Annotated in this window: 21 protein-coding genes; 14 read left to right on the forward strand and 7 right to left on the reverse strand. The window is 43.3% G+C overall.

Annotated features, from left to right (window positions below):
- Positions 1 to 2: 2 nt before the first annotated feature.
- Positions 3 to 1,067: an NAD(P)/FAD-dependent oxidoreductase gene (locus tag AC58U0_RS26545; protein WP_497381884.1), complete on the reverse strand. Its 1,065-nt coding sequence runs from the start codon at positions 1,065 to 1,067 to the stop codon at positions 3 to 5.
- 44 nt (positions 1,068 to 1,111) lie between these two features.
- Positions 1,112 to 2,215: an aminofutalosine synthase MqnE gene (gene mqnE / locus AC58U0_RS26550; protein WP_497381885.1), complete on the reverse strand. Its 1,104-nt coding sequence runs from the start codon at positions 2,213 to 2,215 to the stop codon at positions 1,112 to 1,114.
- Positions 2,216 to 2,594: 379 nt separating this feature from the next.
- On the opposite strand from mqnE, the gene AC58U0_RS26555 reads away from it, so the two are divergent.
- The 4 genes from AC58U0_RS26555 to AC58U0_RS26570 all read left to right on the forward strand — a co-directional run bounded on the left by AC58U0_RS26555 (position 2,595) and on the right by AC58U0_RS26570 (position 4,555).
- Positions 2,595 to 2,786, forward strand: coding sequence for a Spo0E family sporulation regulatory protein-aspartic acid phosphatase (locus AC58U0_RS26555; protein ID WP_497381886.1), 192 nt, complete (start codon positions 2,595 to 2,597; stop codon positions 2,784 to 2,786).
- A 132-nt stretch (positions 2,787 to 2,918) separates the two neighbouring features.
- Positions 2,919 to 3,290, forward strand: a complete 372-nt coding sequence (gene erpA / locus AC58U0_RS26560; RefSeq protein WP_029194777.1) for an iron-sulfur cluster insertion protein ErpA — start codon at positions 2,919 to 2,921, stop codon at positions 3,288 to 3,290.
- Positions 3,291 to 3,446: 156 nt separating this feature from the next.
- Positions 3,447 to 3,725, forward strand: a complete 279-nt coding sequence (locus AC58U0_RS26565) for a hypothetical protein (protein WP_497381887.1) — start codon at positions 3,447 to 3,449, stop codon at positions 3,723 to 3,725.
- A gap of 149 nt (positions 3,726 to 3,874) precedes the next feature.
- Positions 3,875 to 4,555 (forward strand): glycoside hydrolase family 73 protein, encoded by a 681-nt coding sequence (locus AC58U0_RS26570; protein ID WP_497381888.1) that lies wholly within the window; start codon positions 3,875 to 3,877, stop codon positions 4,553 to 4,555.
- Between the two features lie 48 nt (positions 4,556 to 4,603).
- Here the strand turns inward: AC58U0_RS26570 and AC58U0_RS26575 are convergent, their stop codons facing one another.
- Positions 4,604 to 4,765, reverse strand: a complete 162-nt coding sequence (locus AC58U0_RS26575; protein WP_057307549.1) for a hypothetical protein — start codon at positions 4,763 to 4,765, stop codon at positions 4,604 to 4,606.
- 340 nt (positions 4,766 to 5,105) lie between these two features.
- Between AC58U0_RS26575 and AC58U0_RS26580 the strand changes: the two genes are divergently transcribed.
- Entirely contained in the window at positions 5,106 to 5,261 is a 156-nt protein-coding gene (locus AC58U0_RS26580) for a sporulation histidine kinase inhibitor Sda (protein WP_082562636.1), read from the forward strand.
- A gap of 311 nt (positions 5,262 to 5,572) precedes the next feature.
- Here AC58U0_RS26580 and AC58U0_RS26585 read toward each other — a convergent pair whose 3' ends face one another.
- On the reverse strand, positions 5,573 to 6,574 hold the full coding sequence (locus AC58U0_RS26585) for an NAD(P)/FAD-dependent oxidoreductase (protein ID WP_497381889.1): 1,002 nt from the start codon (positions 6,572 to 6,574) through the stop codon (positions 5,573 to 5,575).
- A 410-nt stretch (positions 6,575 to 6,984) separates the two neighbouring features.
- Here AC58U0_RS26585 and AC58U0_RS26590 point away from each other — a divergent pair, with 410 nt between their 5' ends.
- Entirely contained in the window at positions 6,985 to 8,175 is a 1,191-nt protein-coding gene (locus tag AC58U0_RS26590) for an NAD(P)/FAD-dependent oxidoreductase (protein WP_047681609.1), read from the forward strand.
- Between the two features lie 27 nt (positions 8,176 to 8,202).
- Positions 8,203 to 8,484, forward strand: coding sequence for a hypothetical protein (locus tag AC58U0_RS26595; protein WP_497381890.1), 282 nt, complete (start codon positions 8,203 to 8,205; stop codon positions 8,482 to 8,484).
- 162 nt (positions 8,485 to 8,646) lie between these two features.
- On the opposite strand, the gene hemQ is transcribed toward AC58U0_RS26595, so the two are convergent.
- Positions 8,647 to 9,393 carry a hydrogen peroxide-dependent heme synthase gene (gene hemQ / locus AC58U0_RS26600; protein ID WP_029194770.1) on the reverse strand — a complete coding sequence of 249 codons (747 nt, stop codon included), beginning with the start codon at positions 9,391 to 9,393 and terminating at the stop codon, positions 8,647 to 8,649.
- A 191-nt stretch (positions 9,394 to 9,584) separates the two neighbouring features.
- Between hemQ and AC58U0_RS26605 the strand changes: the two genes are divergently transcribed.
- Positions 9,585 to 9,869, forward strand: a complete 285-nt coding sequence (locus AC58U0_RS26605) for a YuiB family protein (RefSeq protein WP_029194769.1) — start codon at positions 9,585 to 9,587, stop codon at positions 9,867 to 9,869.
- Between the two features lie 90 nt (positions 9,870 to 9,959).
- Positions 9,960 to 10,820 (forward strand): alpha/beta fold hydrolase, encoded by an 861-nt coding sequence (locus AC58U0_RS26610; protein ID WP_497381905.1) that lies wholly within the window; start codon positions 9,960 to 9,962, stop codon positions 10,818 to 10,820.
- A 62-nt stretch (positions 10,821 to 10,882) separates the two neighbouring features.
- On the opposite strand, the gene AC58U0_RS26615 is transcribed toward AC58U0_RS26610, so the two are convergent.
- Positions 10,883 to 11,917, reverse strand: a complete 1,035-nt coding sequence (locus AC58U0_RS26615) for a zinc-binding alcohol dehydrogenase family protein (protein WP_497381891.1) — start codon at positions 11,915 to 11,917, stop codon at positions 10,883 to 10,885.
- 126 nt (positions 11,918 to 12,043) lie between these two features.
- Here AC58U0_RS26615 and AC58U0_RS26620 point away from each other — a divergent pair, with 126 nt between their 5' ends.
- The 3 genes from AC58U0_RS26620 (at position 12,044) to dnaI (ending at position 15,161) form a co-directional block, all read left to right on the forward strand.
- Positions 12,044 to 12,400, forward strand: coding sequence for a winged helix-turn-helix transcriptional regulator (locus tag AC58U0_RS26620; protein WP_497381892.1), 357 nt, complete (start codon positions 12,044 to 12,046; stop codon positions 12,398 to 12,400).
- Positions 12,401 to 12,571: 171 nt separating this feature from the next.
- Positions 12,572 to 14,092, forward strand: coding sequence for a replication initiation and membrane attachment family protein (locus AC58U0_RS26625; RefSeq protein ID WP_497381893.1), 1,521 nt, complete (start codon positions 12,572 to 12,574; stop codon positions 14,090 to 14,092).
- 118 nt (positions 14,093 to 14,210) lie between these two features.
- Entirely contained in the window at positions 14,211 to 15,161 is a 951-nt protein-coding gene (gene dnaI / locus AC58U0_RS26630) for a primosomal protein DnaI (protein WP_497381894.1), read from the forward strand.
- A gap of 123 nt (positions 15,162 to 15,284) precedes the next feature.
- On the opposite strand, the gene AC58U0_RS26635 is transcribed toward dnaI, so the two are convergent.
- Positions 15,285 to 15,428 carry a YqzM family protein gene (locus AC58U0_RS26635; RefSeq protein WP_156410805.1) on the reverse strand — a complete coding sequence of 48 codons (144 nt, stop codon included), beginning with the start codon at positions 15,426 to 15,428 and terminating at the stop codon, positions 15,285 to 15,287.
- 210 nt (positions 15,429 to 15,638) lie between these two features.
- On the opposite strand from AC58U0_RS26635, the gene AC58U0_RS26640 reads away from it, so the two are divergent.
- Positions 15,639 to 16,022 carry a MerR family transcriptional regulator gene (locus AC58U0_RS26640; protein ID WP_497381906.1) on the forward strand — a complete coding sequence of 128 codons (384 nt, stop codon included), beginning with the start codon at positions 15,639 to 15,641 and terminating at the stop codon, positions 16,020 to 16,022.
- A gap of 142 nt (positions 16,023 to 16,164) precedes the next feature.
- The gene (gene trxA / locus AC58U0_RS26645) at positions 16,165 to 16,479 is read left to right on the forward strand and encodes a thioredoxin (protein ID WP_057307540.1); all 315 of its coding nucleotides are present in this window, start codon (positions 16,165 to 16,167) and stop codon (positions 16,477 to 16,479) included.
- The last annotated feature ends 24 nt before the right edge of the window (positions 16,480 to 16,503 follow it).

A 16,503-nucleotide genomic window follows, 5' to 3' on the forward strand; every position in this document is an offset into this window, starting at 1 on the left:
TCTTACCCGAAGTGACGCTTAGACTTCCAAAGTACACCGCTTTTGAGCACACGAGCGATTTTGCCCGTCATTAACGTACGTTTACCCATGATGCCGAAGCCGGCCTTTTTACCTAGTGAACCCAGCGTACCTCTGAGTTTAATTTTACCAAGACGAGGCGTATCGCCTTTCCAAATCGACAGCATGGCTTCGGCAATCTGCTTGCCTTGGGCTTGCGCCGCTTGCGCACTTGGAGAGAACGGCAGGGAAGCGCAGTCCCCTACGACGAACACTTCTTGATAATCTGGAATTTGATGATACTCATTAAGCAGGATACGGCCCTGACGGTCTTTGGGCACATTCAATGCCTCAACGATTGGATTGGGCTGAATGCCTGCTGTCCAGATTGTAGCATCGGTTTTAATAATTTCATCCCCGTTGTACAAATCCCCACCATCTAGTCGGACTAACGATACCCCCGGACGGAGTTCAATATGATGTTCCGTCATCCATTCGCGGACGTACTGCTGCAGATTGCTCGGAAAAGCGGAAAGTAAGCTTGGGCCACGATCAATCAATCGAATGTTCAAATCAGCCCGGCTTTCACGGAGCTCAGCGGCCATTTCGACACCGCTTAGACCTCCTCCAATAATGGAGACTTGTCCATATGGTGCAATGTCGTTAATGCGCTGGTAAGTGGCACGTGTTTGGCAAAGGGTCTGGATGCTGGAAGAGTACTCTTTAGCACCGACAATTCCATGATAACTATCCACACAACCCAGACCAATAACTAACCAGTCGTACGAAAGCGGTTCTTGATCTTCAAAAAGAATTTGCTTATTGTTCAAATCAACGCTAGAAACCTCACCAAATGTAAGAAGCAACCGCGGGTCATTCGGATAGGCAACACGAATATGTGTCTCAGCAATCGTACCTGATGCCAGTGCGTAATATTCAGTTTTTAATCCTTGAAAAGGGCTTCGGTCAATTAGTACTAGTAGTGTATCATCTGGTAAATCCTTCTCCAGCATGTTTAAGGCTATGGTCAAACCGCCATAACCGCCTCCGAGAATTACAAACTTTTTCATCCCATCCAATATCCCTTCTGAACAATATCTCTTCTCTAGTATGACTAATATACTCTGATTTCATTATAAAAGGTGTCACGTTCAACGGGAACGCGTCCAGCGCCTTTAATGAGATACACGAGCTCATCACGTGTAAGGCCTTCTGGCGACAATGCTCCAGCAGCATGAGAAATCTTCTCTTTCACGATCGTACCATGTGCATCCGAAGCACCGAAAGCGAAGGATAGCTGGGTCAATTTCGTTCCAATGTTAATGAAATAAGCCTTAATATGCGGGAAATTATCCAGCATCAAACGACTAATCGCAATGGTTTTCAATTCATCCCAAGCTGCTACCCGATGTTTGAGGCCTGCGTTTTTACTTGCTGGTTGAATGGAATTAGGAATGAATACTAAGAAACCGCCTGTTTCATCTTGAAGCTCACGCAGCAGCAGCATATGACGAATGCGTTCCTCTTTCGTTTCAATTGAGCCGTACAGCATCGTTGCGTGAGTTTTCATACCGAGCAAATGAGCGTTACGATGTACGTCAATCCATTCCTCTGAGGACGCTTTTTCTACTTTCATTTTCGTCCGGTAGCGCTCCGTTAGAATTTCGGCTCCTCCTCCTGGAAGAGTGGACAAACCTGCATCCATTAGCGTTTTGAGGACATCTCGGAAGCTAAGACCACTGATACGCGAGAAGAATTCAATTTCAGCCGCTGTATGAGCTTTAATCGTAACGTCAGGGTAAGCTTGTTTCAGTTGGCGGATGCAATCCACGTAATATTCAAAAGGCAAATGCGGGTTATGCCCTTGGCTAATATGAAATTCTTTAATTTCTGGATTAAAATTTTCAGCTACATAATCTAACATTTGACTAGGTGTCAGTGTGTATGAGCCTTCTTCACCTTCGTCGCGGCGGAAATGACAAAAAGCACAATGCTCCTCGCACACATTCGTAAAGTACAAACTCATATTTTGGACAAAATAAACCTTGTTTCCGTTCATTCGCGTATTTACTTTGTTCGCTAATTGACCGATGGTTAGCAAATCGTCCGATTCATACAAAAATAGCCCATCTTCCATAGATAGACGTTGACCATTCTCAACTTTGTCTGCAATTTCGGCCATTCGTTTGACCGGATCTGTAGTGACAACACTCATCATTATTCCTCCTCTGAATAGTAAATAAAGTCCATACTGAATCGACGCATTCAGCTAGATAAGGACCAAATGCGTTATGCGGTGTGAGACGCTCGCGTACCTGTTCTTCCAGTTCGGTTCAGGAATTCACACTCTTAATATTAGGGATCTTTGAGCTTAGCTCAAAGTCTCTTCGTCTTGTTTCTTCTATTATACGTGCAATCCATCACATCCATTATAAACCTCCGTGTTGGGAGGGGCAATATCATTAGATGGAGATAAATTGACAATATACAACTATGACATTATTTTTCCTGCTATATTAGGAAATGTTATTCCCAATATTAACAAATTCCTGTATACTATTGCAATGTGATTACGTAGGGCTAAAGGTGATTAAATCGTGATATCAGCATTCGTGACCGAACCACAGGAACGATTAAATATAGAAATAGAACAGCTTAGAGGCCATATGGTTTCCTTAGGTACGGCACACGGCTTCCTTCATCCAGAAGTGCAGCAGTGCAGTCGGGAGCTCGATCAATTGCTGTTACAATATTATGCGATAAGGTCTAACAGTAAAGTTTATGGCTAAAATGGCTATGAATGACTGCGCAACTGCCCTTGAGCAATGCGTCAGATAGGAGTATACTTGATAGTAAGCATTACGAAAACTTAGTATAATGCCAGTTTTCCATAAGGAGAACTTTAGGGAGGGATTTCCGTTATGATTAACATTAGTGAATCAGCGTCAGATAAGATTAAAGAGCTTCTATCTTCTGAAGAATCACCGAACCTGTTCTTGCGTCTAGGAGTCAAAGCTGGAGGCTGCAGCGGTTTCTCTTATGGCATGGGCTTCGATGATGAGCAGAAGGATGACGATAAAGTATTCACCATTCATGGCCTCAAGGTCGTTGTGGATGAAGATAGCTCCAAATATTTATACGGTGTTGAAATTGACTACACAGACGCAGGCATGGGCGGCGGGTTCTCCATTAACAATCCGAACGCAGTAGCTTCCTGTGGGTGCGGCTCTTCCTTCAAAGTGAAGGATGAAGAGGGCTTAGTTGAGAAATGCGACGATAAAGTCGAGGCTTAATGAACAATGAGAACCAATCCTTCCAAGGTGTGTATGTTCAAATACACTAGTCTTGGGAGGTTTTTTGTTTTCATCTTAGTAAAGACAAACCATCAAGTGATACAATATACATAAAAAGGAATTCTTGCAGTTGATGAGAGGAGTTGAATCCTTTAAGTGAACTGGAATTTTAACATTTCAATCATCTCTACAATGGTTGTCATTATCGTATTAATGCTGTTTTACAGAAATAGGGAAGAGGACGAAGGATATTTAGGGTGGAAATTAGTTGGATATTACATTTTAGGTACATTCAATTTAAAAGTTGGCATTTTAATTCCTATTGGTTTTATTATTTGGCTGCTGCTGTTTTACCCGAAGACGAACCGAACGATAAAGAGATATTCGGCTATATTTGGATTACTTATGATGTTGCTTGGTCATTGGATATTTTAGCTCCCTGAGTGCAGGATCGTTGCACTTACGGGAGCCTTTTTTACATTATTTTCAAAAAACAAAATACTAGCGGAACCCTTTTAAGCATTGAGAGAATAGAATAGATTGAAAGGTTTAGTTTACTAGTGATATAAGAAGGAGGTGTGTCTATGGCAACTAGGCAGGAATTTATTGAGATCATTGCGCCTATTGCTGTGAAGCTTCGCATAGAGAACTCACCGATCTATCCTTCAGTGAGAATCGCGCAAGCCATTCAGGAGACTGGGGGCAATATGAACGCGTGGAACAATCTAGTCGGTTATAAGGTTGGTAATGGCATGCTGACGCCGTATTGGCAGGGAGATCGCGTTTCAACAACGACATGGGAAGTCATTGGGGGGATACGCTATGATAACGTACCAGGAGATTTTCGCGCATATCCTACGGTTGAAGCGGGTTTTCGTGATCAGGATTACCTTTTTGGATCCCCTCGTTATGCTAGCGTCAGGATGGCGAGAAGTCCTGGTGAGCAATTGAAAGCTTTGCAAAGCAGTGGTTATGCATCGGATCCCTCTTATGCAAGTAAACTGAATGCGATAATTCAATCTTATGGTTTAACTCACTTTGATGAGGAGGTCGTGCGTATGTTAGAGAAACTGCAGGAACAAATTGTAGCTTTACAAAATAGAGTTAGTTCCCTAGAGGAGCAAGCAGCGATGGAGGTCGTACCGCAATGGGCGAAAACTGCTGTAGACGCTGCGATCCAAGCCTCATTAATCGATACTCCGGAGAAAGGGAGCTATGATTTCTATCGATTATTAACGGTTCTGCATCGGAAAGGGATCATCTAATGGCATGGAAGAAAAAAAGGCCGCTAGTGTATAACGGGTTCTTTATCCCTAATACACCATGCGGCCTTTAATTTTAACATTATCGCCATACTTGGCTTTCATGAGCTTACTTTGCTCTAGCATGAATGTGTAAATCTCTTTCAAACGGTTCTTACGAGGTTTAATCGTTTCTTTAATTTCACCATTTAGCACAATATCGTAGACGATCATATTTCTCGCTCCTTTGTTTTTGTCTTTCTACTATCATTGTAGCCTATGAATATTAAATGACGATTAAAATTTCTTTTCAATTGTGTGAACAAGCTTAAGGATTTGTTAACTGAGAGTAAAATAATTCCGATATTTCGATCAATTTTTTTTATCGGATGACTGACAGTTTAGCGTGTGCATAACTTTATGCACAGTATCCCCTATAAATACAGCGTGTTTATGGGACATATTAACAATCTACCCACAGGATATGCACAGGTATCTGTGGATAACGGAACGCTTGTTCTAATTTTGCCCCCATGATAATATAATTACAAATTATAGAATAAAGGTGATTTCAGTGAGACAAATTAGTGACGAAACATTGATCGACTCTTATTACAAAGCATTGGATTTGAGATTGGAATCAGATTTTGTTGACCTGTTGCTCGCAGAAATACAGAGACGTAATTTAAAACTTCACGTCTACATCAAAGATGAAACCCCGCTAAACTAAAGCGTTTCTTCATGAAGTTATCTGGATGGTAAAATTCTGGTGGCAGTTGGCGCAGTTTACCAGATGAAGGCATTGATTATTCTGTGAGCCTAGTGCCCCATCTGACATGGAGATATCATCAATCTCTCGGTAAGGAGAGTAGGGACCTAGATAGTCACTCCATTTCCCGCAATCATTCATCTGATGTGAACAAACAGGACACACGGTATTTAGCTCCTGTAGGCCGTTGCAAACCGGACATATATATGACAAAGGGGTATTCCTCCTAATCCGTAGATTAGGTTTAGAATACCCCATTTTATTTAAGAAGATTAAAATTTTAAGTTACTGCTGTGTCCTGGTGAAAGTTTTGCATTAGGGTCGATATAGACTTTAGCGTTATTAATCGCAGTAGGTGCTTCACCGAAGCCAACAGCAATCAGTTTCAATTTCCCCGGATAAGTTGTGATATCCCCGGCAGCGAAAATGCCTGGAATGTTTGTTTCCATTCTGGAGTCAACAACGATTGAGCCGTTTTCAATCTCAAGGCCCCATTCGGAGATCGGTCCAAGGGAAGAAATGAAGCCGAAGTTAATGATAACAGCATCGACATCATGTACAGTTTCTTCGCCCGATTTGATATCTTTAAGGGTTACTTGCTCGATGCGGTCACTACCGTGAAGTTTGGTGATTTCCGTTGGAGTTACAACGTTTACTTTGGAGTTCATTAGGTTCTCTACACTGTGCTCATGTGCACGGAATTTATCTCTACGGTGGATAAGTGTTACTTTATCCGCGATAGGCTCAAGCATTAAGGCCCAGTCCACCGCTGAATCGCCACCACCGCTGATTAACACTTTTTGGCCAGCGAAAGCATTCAAATCGCTAACGAAGTAATGCAGGTTTTTCTTCTCGAATTGCGCAGCTTCGGGTAGCTCAAGACGACGCGGTTCGAATGCGCCAACCCCGCCTGAAATAATAACGGCGCGGCTGAAATGTGTGCCTTTGTCTGTCGTTATTTCGAAGAGACGCTCTTCTTTTTTGATGACTTGGTGTACTTTCTCTTCCAGGCAAGTGTTGATCTGAAAGTGTTTCATTTGAGCTAACAAGTTGTCCACTAATTCTTGTGCGGTTACTTTCGGGAATCCAGCTACATCATAAATGTATTTCTCAGGATATAAAGCTGCAAGCTGACCACCAAGCTGCGGCATACTTTCGATAATTTTTACTGATGCTTGACGCATACCCGCATAGAAAGATGCGAACATTCCAGCAGGGCCTCCACCAATTACTATGATATCAACGATATCTTGATTTGTTTCTCTCTCGTTCATTCTTAGACTCCTCCGATTCAGTACTTTTGATGTGGTAATATATGTGTATTGCCATAATCATTATTTCATTATAAACGTCTCTTCTATTGAAGGAAACAGAAAAATGAGATTTCTTTATATAAATCGCTTATAGATACGATAAATTATGTTTGCAATAGTTGGGCAAGCTAGAAAGGCCCTTATGCCTTATTTTAAGCCAAAATAGCACTTGATATTTACTTATGAAAATTATATTATATCATGAGAATCGGTTTACGCATGTTGTGACTAATTTCATCCTGTTTCATCATAATTCGCTGCAGCTGGGTGCAAACTAGAGGCAGTATACTACTTTTGAAGCTGTTTGTGTAAATTTTCACAAGATAGAGAAACCATAGGACTATAAATACGGATATGGAAGTGAGAGAGACATGAGTAGAATACCAAGAATCGTTATTTTAGGAGCAGGCTATGGCGGAATCCTATCCGCAATTCGTTTGCAAAAAGAATTAAACTACAATGAAGCCGATGTAACACTTGTAAACAAGCATGATTATCATTACATTACTACCCATCTCCACATGCCTGCTGCAGGAACCGATAATCCTGAAAATGCACGCGTGAACATTTTGAAATTGATTGATGAATTTAAAGTTGATTTCGTAAAATCTACAGTTACTCAAATCCGTCCGCACGAGAAAAAGGTTATTCTCGAAGATGGTACGCTTTCCTATGACTACTTGGTTATTGGTCTTGGTGGCGAAGCTGAAACTTTCGGTATTCCTGGGCTTAAAGAAAACGCATTGAACATTCGCAGTATCAACAGCGTTCGTTTCATTCGTGAACATATTGAGTATCAATTCGCGAAGTACAAGCGTGAGCCAGACCGCAAAGATTACCTGACATTCGTTATCGGTGGAGCAGGATTTACTGGAATCGAGTTCATTGGTGAGCTTGCTGACCGTATTCCACAGCTTTGCAAAGAGTTCGACGTCGATCCTTCCCTTGTGAAGATTTATAATATTGAAGCAGCTCCAACGGCACTTCCAGGATTCGATCCTGAGCTTGTTGAGTATGCGATGAAAGTTTTGACTGACAAAGGCATTACTTTCAAAATCGGTACAGCGATTAAAGAATGTACGCCTGAAGGTGTTCTGATCGCTGGCGATGAGTTCATCAAAGCTGCTACAGTTGTTTGGACAGGCGGTATCCGCGGTAACCATATGCTTGATGAAGCTGGCTTCGAAACGATGCGCGGCAGAATTAAAGTCGATGAGCACCTGCATGCGCCAGGCTTCGATAACATCTATGTCGTTGGTGACTGTTCCATCGTGATGAACGATGAAGGCAGACCATACCCTCCAACAGCTCAAATCGCTATGCAGCAAGGTGAGGCTGTTGCGCACAACCTGATTGCTTCCATTCGCGGTTCGCAAATGAAAACTTTCAAATACTCCAACAAAGGTACAGTTGCTTCCTTAGGTAAAGGTCAAGCTATCGGTATCGTAGGCTCCCGTAAGCTCAAAGGTAACGTTGCAGCCATGATGAAAAAAGTGGTTGATATGAGATACCTCTACATTATTGGCGGTATTCCACTTGTTATACGTAAGGGACGTTTCTAGTCATCATTATTTAACGGGGGGATCGCCATGCGGCACTGCAGTGTCCAAGTAAGAGGACTTCTTACCCGGGATGAACTGGATCGTTACAATGCCCTGATCGAGGTCGGTCACTTTCTAGAGACTGAGAAACGTTATGATCATGTAGCTGTTGTGCAAAAGGAAATTGATATTCTCATTCTTCCTGCGATTGAACGATTGAAGGAAAAAGGTCGTCAGCGTGACCGTGACACGGAAACGTATCTGGCTCGTAAAGCGCAGATGGAAGCTGAATTAGAGGCTGCCCTGCGTGACGACGAGGATGAGGAATAATTCATGGAAAAGAAAGCTTCGCTCTTCATTGAGCGAGCTTTCTTTTTTAATTCATTCATCTTCAATAGCTGTTTACCCTTTTCGAAAAATGTGCACAATGTTGATTGTACAGTCATGCAAAAAGAGCGAAGGACACGGAGTCCTTCACTCTTACGTTATATCTTAAATTTGAATTAATTTAGCAAATTTATCAGGTGTCAGCAGGTTGCCGACGTAGAAGTCGCCGAACTCACCGAAACGTGCGCTCACTTCGTCGAAACGCATTTCATAAACGAGCTTTTTGAAATGGAGAGGATCGTCGGAGAACAGGGTTACGCCCCACTCCCAATCATCCAGTCCTACGGAACCAGTAATGATTTGTTTAACTTTACCTGCGTATGTGCGTCCAATCATGCCATGGCTGCGCATCATCGTTTTGCGATCTTCGGCAGGGAGCATGTACCAGTTGTCATTGCCATCGCGACGCTTATTCATCGGATAGAAGCAGATGTGCTTCGATTTAGGCAGGATAGGCTTCAAGCGGGCTTGAATTTCTGGATCTTCCGAAGGATCCACGCCTGGCTTAGCCAGATAACTGCTTAATTCTACAATGGATACGTAGGAATAGACCGGGATTGTAAAAGCGGCGAAGCTTGATTTATTAAACGTATTTTCCAATTCATTCAGTTCTTCAAGCGTTTCGCGCATTTGCATGAATACAAAGTCGGCTTTCTGACCAACGATGCTATAAACGGCAGTACTGCCAAGTTTATCATTCTCGAATTGCTGCCACTGCGACAGAAATGTATTCAGCTCGTCCGTTGCGTGCTTACGCTCCTGCGGGGTTGCAGCATGCCATGCATTCCAGTCGATCAGACGGAAATCATGGAGCGCATACCAGCCTTCCAGCGTTTGTACGGCTTCACTCATTGGTTTTCCTCCATTCAAGGGCTAATATCCCCTACATTGTATCCAATTCATGGGGAAAGGGCAAATGAACAAAGGGTGAAGAGGGAAATGTTCAATTTGTGTACACTTTACCTGTGACATTTCGTGGATTACAATTATAAGGAAGTCAGATAGATGAACAGGCTTCTTACATTGTTAAGGGGGAACGTACATTGTTACAAATGGTCATTGCCACTGTCTTAATGATAGTGTTATTTTTTGGGATCGGGTTTATATTAAATATGCTAATGAAAACAACATGGTTTCCGCTTTATGCTTTTATTGCTTTGGTTATCGGTGTTGTTATTTATGGTTCAATAGGAGAGGCGTCTTTTCTTTCCAGTGGAGACAGCTTCACCATTGTTGATATTGTTCCAGCTATCGGTGGTTTAGTTGGCGCTATTTTAAGTGGATCGGCCATTAAAGCGCTGCGGATTAGAGGCTTCAAAATGTTCTGAGGTTCTCATAGAAAAAGGCAGAACTGGTCATTCTAAGGTTGAGTTGCCTAAATTGACCTTTCGGAGGAGACTATTTTGCCCTTGGCTCATGTGAACGGAACCCAATTGAATGTTGAGATTACGGGGACTGGTACCCCAATCGTCTTTATTCATCCACCCTTATTAACCTTACAGACTTTTGCTTATCAAACAGAGCAGCTTTCGGACCATTTTCAAGTCATTACTTTTGATATCAGAGGGCATGGCGCGAGCAAGTCGTCAGAACGTGCATTTAGCTATGCTCTCATCGTTGAAGATATAAGGCAGATGCTAGATTACCTGGGTATTGAAAAAGCGTTCCTATGTGGTTATTCCACAGGCAGCTCGGTGCTCTTGGAAGCGCTACTTACATATCCAAAAAGGTTCCTTGGGGGAATCGTGGTCAGCGGGATGTCAGAATTAACAGATCCTTATAACAAAGGCAGGGTATGGCTCGCCGCGCGGATGGCCGGTTCTGGTCTCTTTATGAATTTGTTGAAGAAAGCGATCACCTTTGGGAATGCGGATAATGCTTCTACTTATCACGAACTGTACCAAAGATCCATTAGCGATGATGCAAAAAATGTGAAGCCGTATTATGAACAGTCCCTTACCTACACCTGTACACGCCGTCTTCGGGGAATTCAGCATCCAATGCTATTGATTTATGGTCAAAAGGACCGCACCTTTCATCGGTATGCGAACATACTCCATGAAGAGCTTCCGCATAGCTCCCTCTACTTCATAAAGGAGGCTAAGCATCAAATTCCGCTTAAAAACCCATCAAAAATGAATGACTTGATCCACCTCTGGGTGGACAGCCTGGAAGATAATCAGACACAGCGTGTACTGCTGGACTTAGCGATTGCACAGAAGCTGAATCCGGACAAGTATGGCGAGGATGTTAAGGAAAGTCAGCTGCCGCTTCATTAAACCAGCTGATGGAATGGAAGAGCCTGTTGAGAAAACTCAACAGGCTTTATTTTTATCACAGGTTAAAAATGTTCCGAAACCACTTTTCCAACTGTGTTGCCTGCTTCAATCATAGCGTGGGTCTTCCGCAAATTCGCAGCATCGATTGGCTTCAACCTTTCGGCCAAAGTCGTACGGATGGTACCAGTATCGATTAGTCTAGCAACCTCATTCAGCAGCTTATGCTGTTCAATCATATCGGCTGTTTGGAACATGGAGCGAGTGAACATTAATTCCCATACAAACGTTACACTTTTATTTTTAAGCAAAGTCAAATTCAGTGGCTGGTCTGTCTCAACGATGGAGCAAATTTTGCCTTGCGGCGCAATCGCATCGGCCATGTTCTGCCAGTGCTGCTCCGTACTATTTAAACAAAAAATATAGTCGGCATTCTGTAAGCCGATAGCGTTCAATTGAGGAATGAAAGAATGGTAGTGGTTGATGATATGATCTGCGCCCATTGTTTTCACCCAATCGATTGATGCGGGACGGGAAGCCGTACCGATCACCGTCAGGCCGGCATACTTCGCCAGTTGTGTTGCAATGGATCCTACACCTCCAGCAGCACCTATAATCAAAATAACCTTACCGTCGTTCATGTCTTTATCGTGGGACACACCCAGTCGGTCATAAAGTGCCTCCCAAGCTGTGATGGCTGTTAAAGGCAGCGCTGCGGATTGAGCAAAATCAAGCGTTGAAGGTTTCGTTCCGACGATACGTTCATCGACGAGATGAAACTCGCTATTTCCACCCGGGCGTGTAATGCTGCCGGCATAATAAACCTCATCGCCTGGTTGAAATAATGTGCATTCCGGTCCTGTTTGTTCCACTATTCCCGCGACGTCCCACCCCAGGATTCTTGGTGATGCCTCCGTCTTATCTTTTGGAGCCCTTACCTTGGTATCGACTGGATTTACAGAAATAGCCTTAACTTTGACAAGTAGATCTTTGCCTGTAGGAACCGGCTTTTCAATTTCCACATCAATCAAGCTTTCTGAATGCTCCACATTTAAATACTTATATAGACCTACTGCTTTCATAGTGTCTTTTTCAATCATTTTCCCATCTCCTCATTCAAATAATTGTTTTTATGTTGTTAGTTTAATCGTTCCGTTTTAAAATAGTAAGTACGCACAATCGTGTTATGTAGTATCAATTTATATACTGTAAGGAGTTGAATGTGAATGCGGGATCGTAAAAGCGGGTACGGCAACCTTCATAATGATGAGGGCTGTCCAGTTGAATATACATTGGATGTTATCGGGGGCAAATGGAAAGGTGTCCTTTTATATCACCTGATTGGAGGGACCAAAAGATTTAATGAATTCAAAAGAATCTGTCCATCCATTACTCAGAGAATGCTGACCCTACAGCTAAGGGAGCTGGAAGAGGACGGCATTGTCCACCGCGAGGTGTATCATCAAGTACCTCCAAAGGTCGAATATTCGTTGACTGACTTCGGGCAAACATTGGTCCCTATTATTTTACTTATGAAAGAATGGGGCAATGCTTACAAAAACAAGTCGGAGTGTCAGGTCTAAAGGCCAAATTGTCGGAATTTTGGCGTCCGAAAGGTTGGTTTTTTCATATTAGGTAATATTATCTTTCTCTCGTAGATACCAAGCGTGTCGATTTTTGTGGTAGACTAATAGAGAGAAACCGAGAAGCTTACGTAGCTTCAATCGGTTGAGGCAGGATGGTGCTGTAACGGAATGAGAATGACGAATATGCTGCATTTCACCGAAAACCACAGGTTTTGTGTGAACCGTGAGTTTTCTTTGAGCAGTCTGGATTATAAAATGTTAGCTATTATGTATCAGCCTATGATCGGCGGATTGGCTATTAGCCTCTATCAAGCACTCTATCTGCAGATGAGTGCAGAAAAAGTCGGATATTCGCCGCTGGAACAGCAGCGAAAGCTGTTTCTGCTGCTCGAGCTTGAGCAGGGGGAGCGAGGGCGCAAATATCTCATTGAGCAATCTTCGAAGCTTGAAGCCATAGGGCTCCTGCAGACCACTCGCAAGTTTCTGCCGGGTGAAGAAGACTATGTCTTCGTATATACCTTGTTCCCTCCGCTTGGCCCCAATGAGTTTTTCCGCAATCAGCATTTGACGCTGCTGCTCCGCGATAAAGTCGGTAAGTTCATGCTCCTATCCCTCCGGGAAGAGCTGCTCTCACCAGAGCCGGAAGAGTGCCGTGACGCGAGTGAAGAGAACCTGTCTGTTCCGTTCTATGATCTATTCCGTCTCAATACCCAGGTGGTCGACTATGAGCTTGAGCAAGCCCTGTATGAGGCCTCTGCCAGTAAACAGGGAGACGCCCGCATGGATGTGACAACCAAAGGCTTCCAGTATGCGGATATTATTATGAGGTTTCCGCGAGGAGCGAGCAATCGTGTTTTCGTTGAGGCTCTCAAGCATAAGCCGGATCAGATGGCTGCGATTAATATTGTGGCGAAGAAGTACAACCTATCGTTACAGGAAACATGCCGTTTGCTAGATGAGGATGGTGCATTCACCGAAGAGGGTGAGCTGCAAATGGATCTTATGCAGTATAATGCGAATCTGTTCTACAGACAAAGCAAGAAGCGGGATGAGGAACGAGAGCGCACGTTGTCTAGGTCGGAAGAGAAGTCACAAGGTGAAGCGAATGATGATACGCTAGACACATCTGGAGACAAGTCAGTTGAAATGGCTTATTACCTAGAAGTGCCGCAGCAGCTTCGCGGCGAATGTACAGATCATCAATACAATTACATTATGCGAAATGAGCCGTACACGGCAGTTCTGAAAATGTTCTTCACTCAGGGCTCCATTCCGGACGGTGTACTTAATATATTTGAGAAGATTGATTTGAATTATAGATTGAAAGAGGAAGTCATTAATGTCTTGATCCACTTCCTACATATCGACCGCCGCTCGTGGGCCAAGTCCTCGATTGAAGCAGTCGCATCGGATATGCTGGGCAAGCAAATTATCACTTACGAACAAGCGGTGGAATATGTACGTGAGAAAATCAGCTACAAACAAAAGGCTGCTTCCAAGGTGGAGGCCGCTAAGGCTAGCGGTGGCTCTGTAACTAGAGGCCGACAAGGCAAGACGCAGAAGCCTCACATTCCGATCGTTGTGCCGGATGCCGGCACAGCAGCGGCTTCAAGGCTGACGGATGAAGAGCTAGAAGCCGCAAGAAGGATGGCGCAGAAGCTGGACGAGCGCTTTAATCGGAAGAGCTGACGGGTAGATGTTTCAGTCTGCCTTTGATGTAAAGAAAACTAACGCAAGCGTAAAGAAAAGTAACGGAGAATGCTGTTTTAAACAACGTACAAGAGAATCATAAGGAGGTGCAGGAAGCATGGATTCCCTGTCTCACTTACTCAAATCAATGCCGCAATCCGAATGGAGACGGAAGGCAGAAGCGAAAATTAAAGTTGTCATGGACGACGTCTTAGTTCACAAATTTCGCCAAAAGTACCCATTTGTTGATGACTATACCATAAAGATTAATATGAACAAGCTGTATCAATATGTGACAGAGTTCAAAAACTGTTCGAACTGTCCAGGTTTAGACAATTGTCCGAATGATATGACGGGGCATTATACGATGTTAACAGCCGACTCCGTCAATGAAAAGCCGTTTGTTCATGAGGAAAAGGTAGCATGCAAGAAGTTCAACGCGAAGCAGCTGCAGGATGCCATAAGCAGCCGAATCCGCACCTTTCACGTGGATCCGCGGATGATTTCGCGCAGCTACTCTTTTGGAGATATCCTTGAAACAGATCTGGACCGGGCGAAGGCCGTTATGCAAATTAACGACTATGTCAGCCTGACAATGGAAGAGGGGCTTCAGACTAGAGGACTCTACTTATCCGGATCGTTTGGGACGGGGAAGACTTTCCTGATGGGTTATATGCTGCATCAGCTGGCCAAAGTCGGTATGACAGGCGCAATCGTCTATATGCCGGATTTTGCTGAGGACTTGAAGGGGATGTTCCAGGAACCTTACAAGCTGAAGGAAACGATTGATCTTCTGAAGGAAACGGATCTATTAGTTTTCGATGATATTGGCGCGGAGAATTTGAATCCGTGGCTGCGAGATCATGTCATTGGCGCTATCGTGAATCATCGTATGAATCGTAAACCGACCTTTTTCACATCCAATTATGCGCTCTCTGATTTGGAGAAGCATTTCAGCTTCACGAATAAAGATGGTGACGAGGAGTACAAGGGACAGCGGATTATGGACCGTATTCGTCCTTTTGTCGATGTGGTTGTGGTAACAGGTACGAATAAGCGTGGGAAATAATAAAAAGCTGTACAGATGAGTTCATCTGTGCAGCTTTTTTGATCAAATAGTTTTTTTAAAATGAAAACTGCATGAAAAAACCGCTTCACACGGAGTGCAAAGCGGTTCCAGGCGTGGACATTCCTATTTCATAACTTGAATCACAGTTGCAATAGCTGCAATTAGAAACAATACGCCAAAGAATGCGCCAAACCCAATACCTACATCCATGAAATCATTACGCGGTTCTTCGTACACGTGAAGCTCAGGGTGTTTAGGATCGCTCATGTGGTTACCCCCCAACGTCCGACATTCGTATGTTTAAGTTTAGTATACCCAAATTCGTCGAAAGTTGTAAAGCTTATCAAAGTGACAATTGTGCAAACAATAACAGATAGCAGCGGAAAGTATAAAATAAGACTTGACTCTAACATTAGTGTTATGGTTTACAATGAAATCATCCTTACTTGATCAAGGAAAAGGAAAAAGGTGAAGGCCATGCGTATTAGTGAGTTATCCAAGCTTACTGGAGCCAGTATTCGTTCATTGCGTTATTATGAGTCGAAAGGGCTAATCGCGACACAGCGTGAAGAAAACGGATATCGGGTGTTCAACCAGATGGCTGTTGAGCGCGTGAAGACCATTCAGTTTTATTTGAGCTTAGGCTTTACGACCGAACAAATTGAAAGCTTTCTGAACTGCGTCATGAAAAATCAGGAGTCGATGTGCGATGATTTGCTGCCACTCTACACAGAGAAGCTCGAAGAAATCGAACAACAGATGAAGATGCTGCAGTTGCTGCAAGCTAATTTGAAGGATCGTATTGCCTATATCGAGCAGCAAAGACTTCAGGGGCTGCCTGTAGGTTTACCTGCTAAGTAGATCTAACTTCAACCTTTTTGCTAACTTATGGCTTGGTTGAAATGACCCACTGGTGTGGTATACTTTACATGTTGACGTTCATCGGTAGCTAGGTACTACTTGATGTTATAAATCAAATCCATTCTTAGAAGGAGGAACTATCATGTCAATCGTGAATGTTTCTGATAACAGCTTTAAAGCCGAAGTTGAAGGAGAAGGTACAGTACTTGTAGACTTCTGGGCACCTTGGTGCGGACCTTGTAAAATGATCGCTCCCGTTTTGGAAGAGCTTGATAAAGAAATTGAGTCCTTGAAAATCGCAAAAGTAAACGTGGATGACAATCCGGAGTCTGCTGCACGCTTTGGTGTTATGAGTATCCCAACATTGATCGTTTTCAAAGACGGACAGCCTGTTGATAAAGTGGTTGGTTTCCAATCCAAAGAAGCACTGAAAAATGTTGTTTCTCGTCATCAATAATTTGTTACAAACTAGAAACAATTG

The organism is Paenibacillus sp. J31P190, assembly GCF_059692075.1.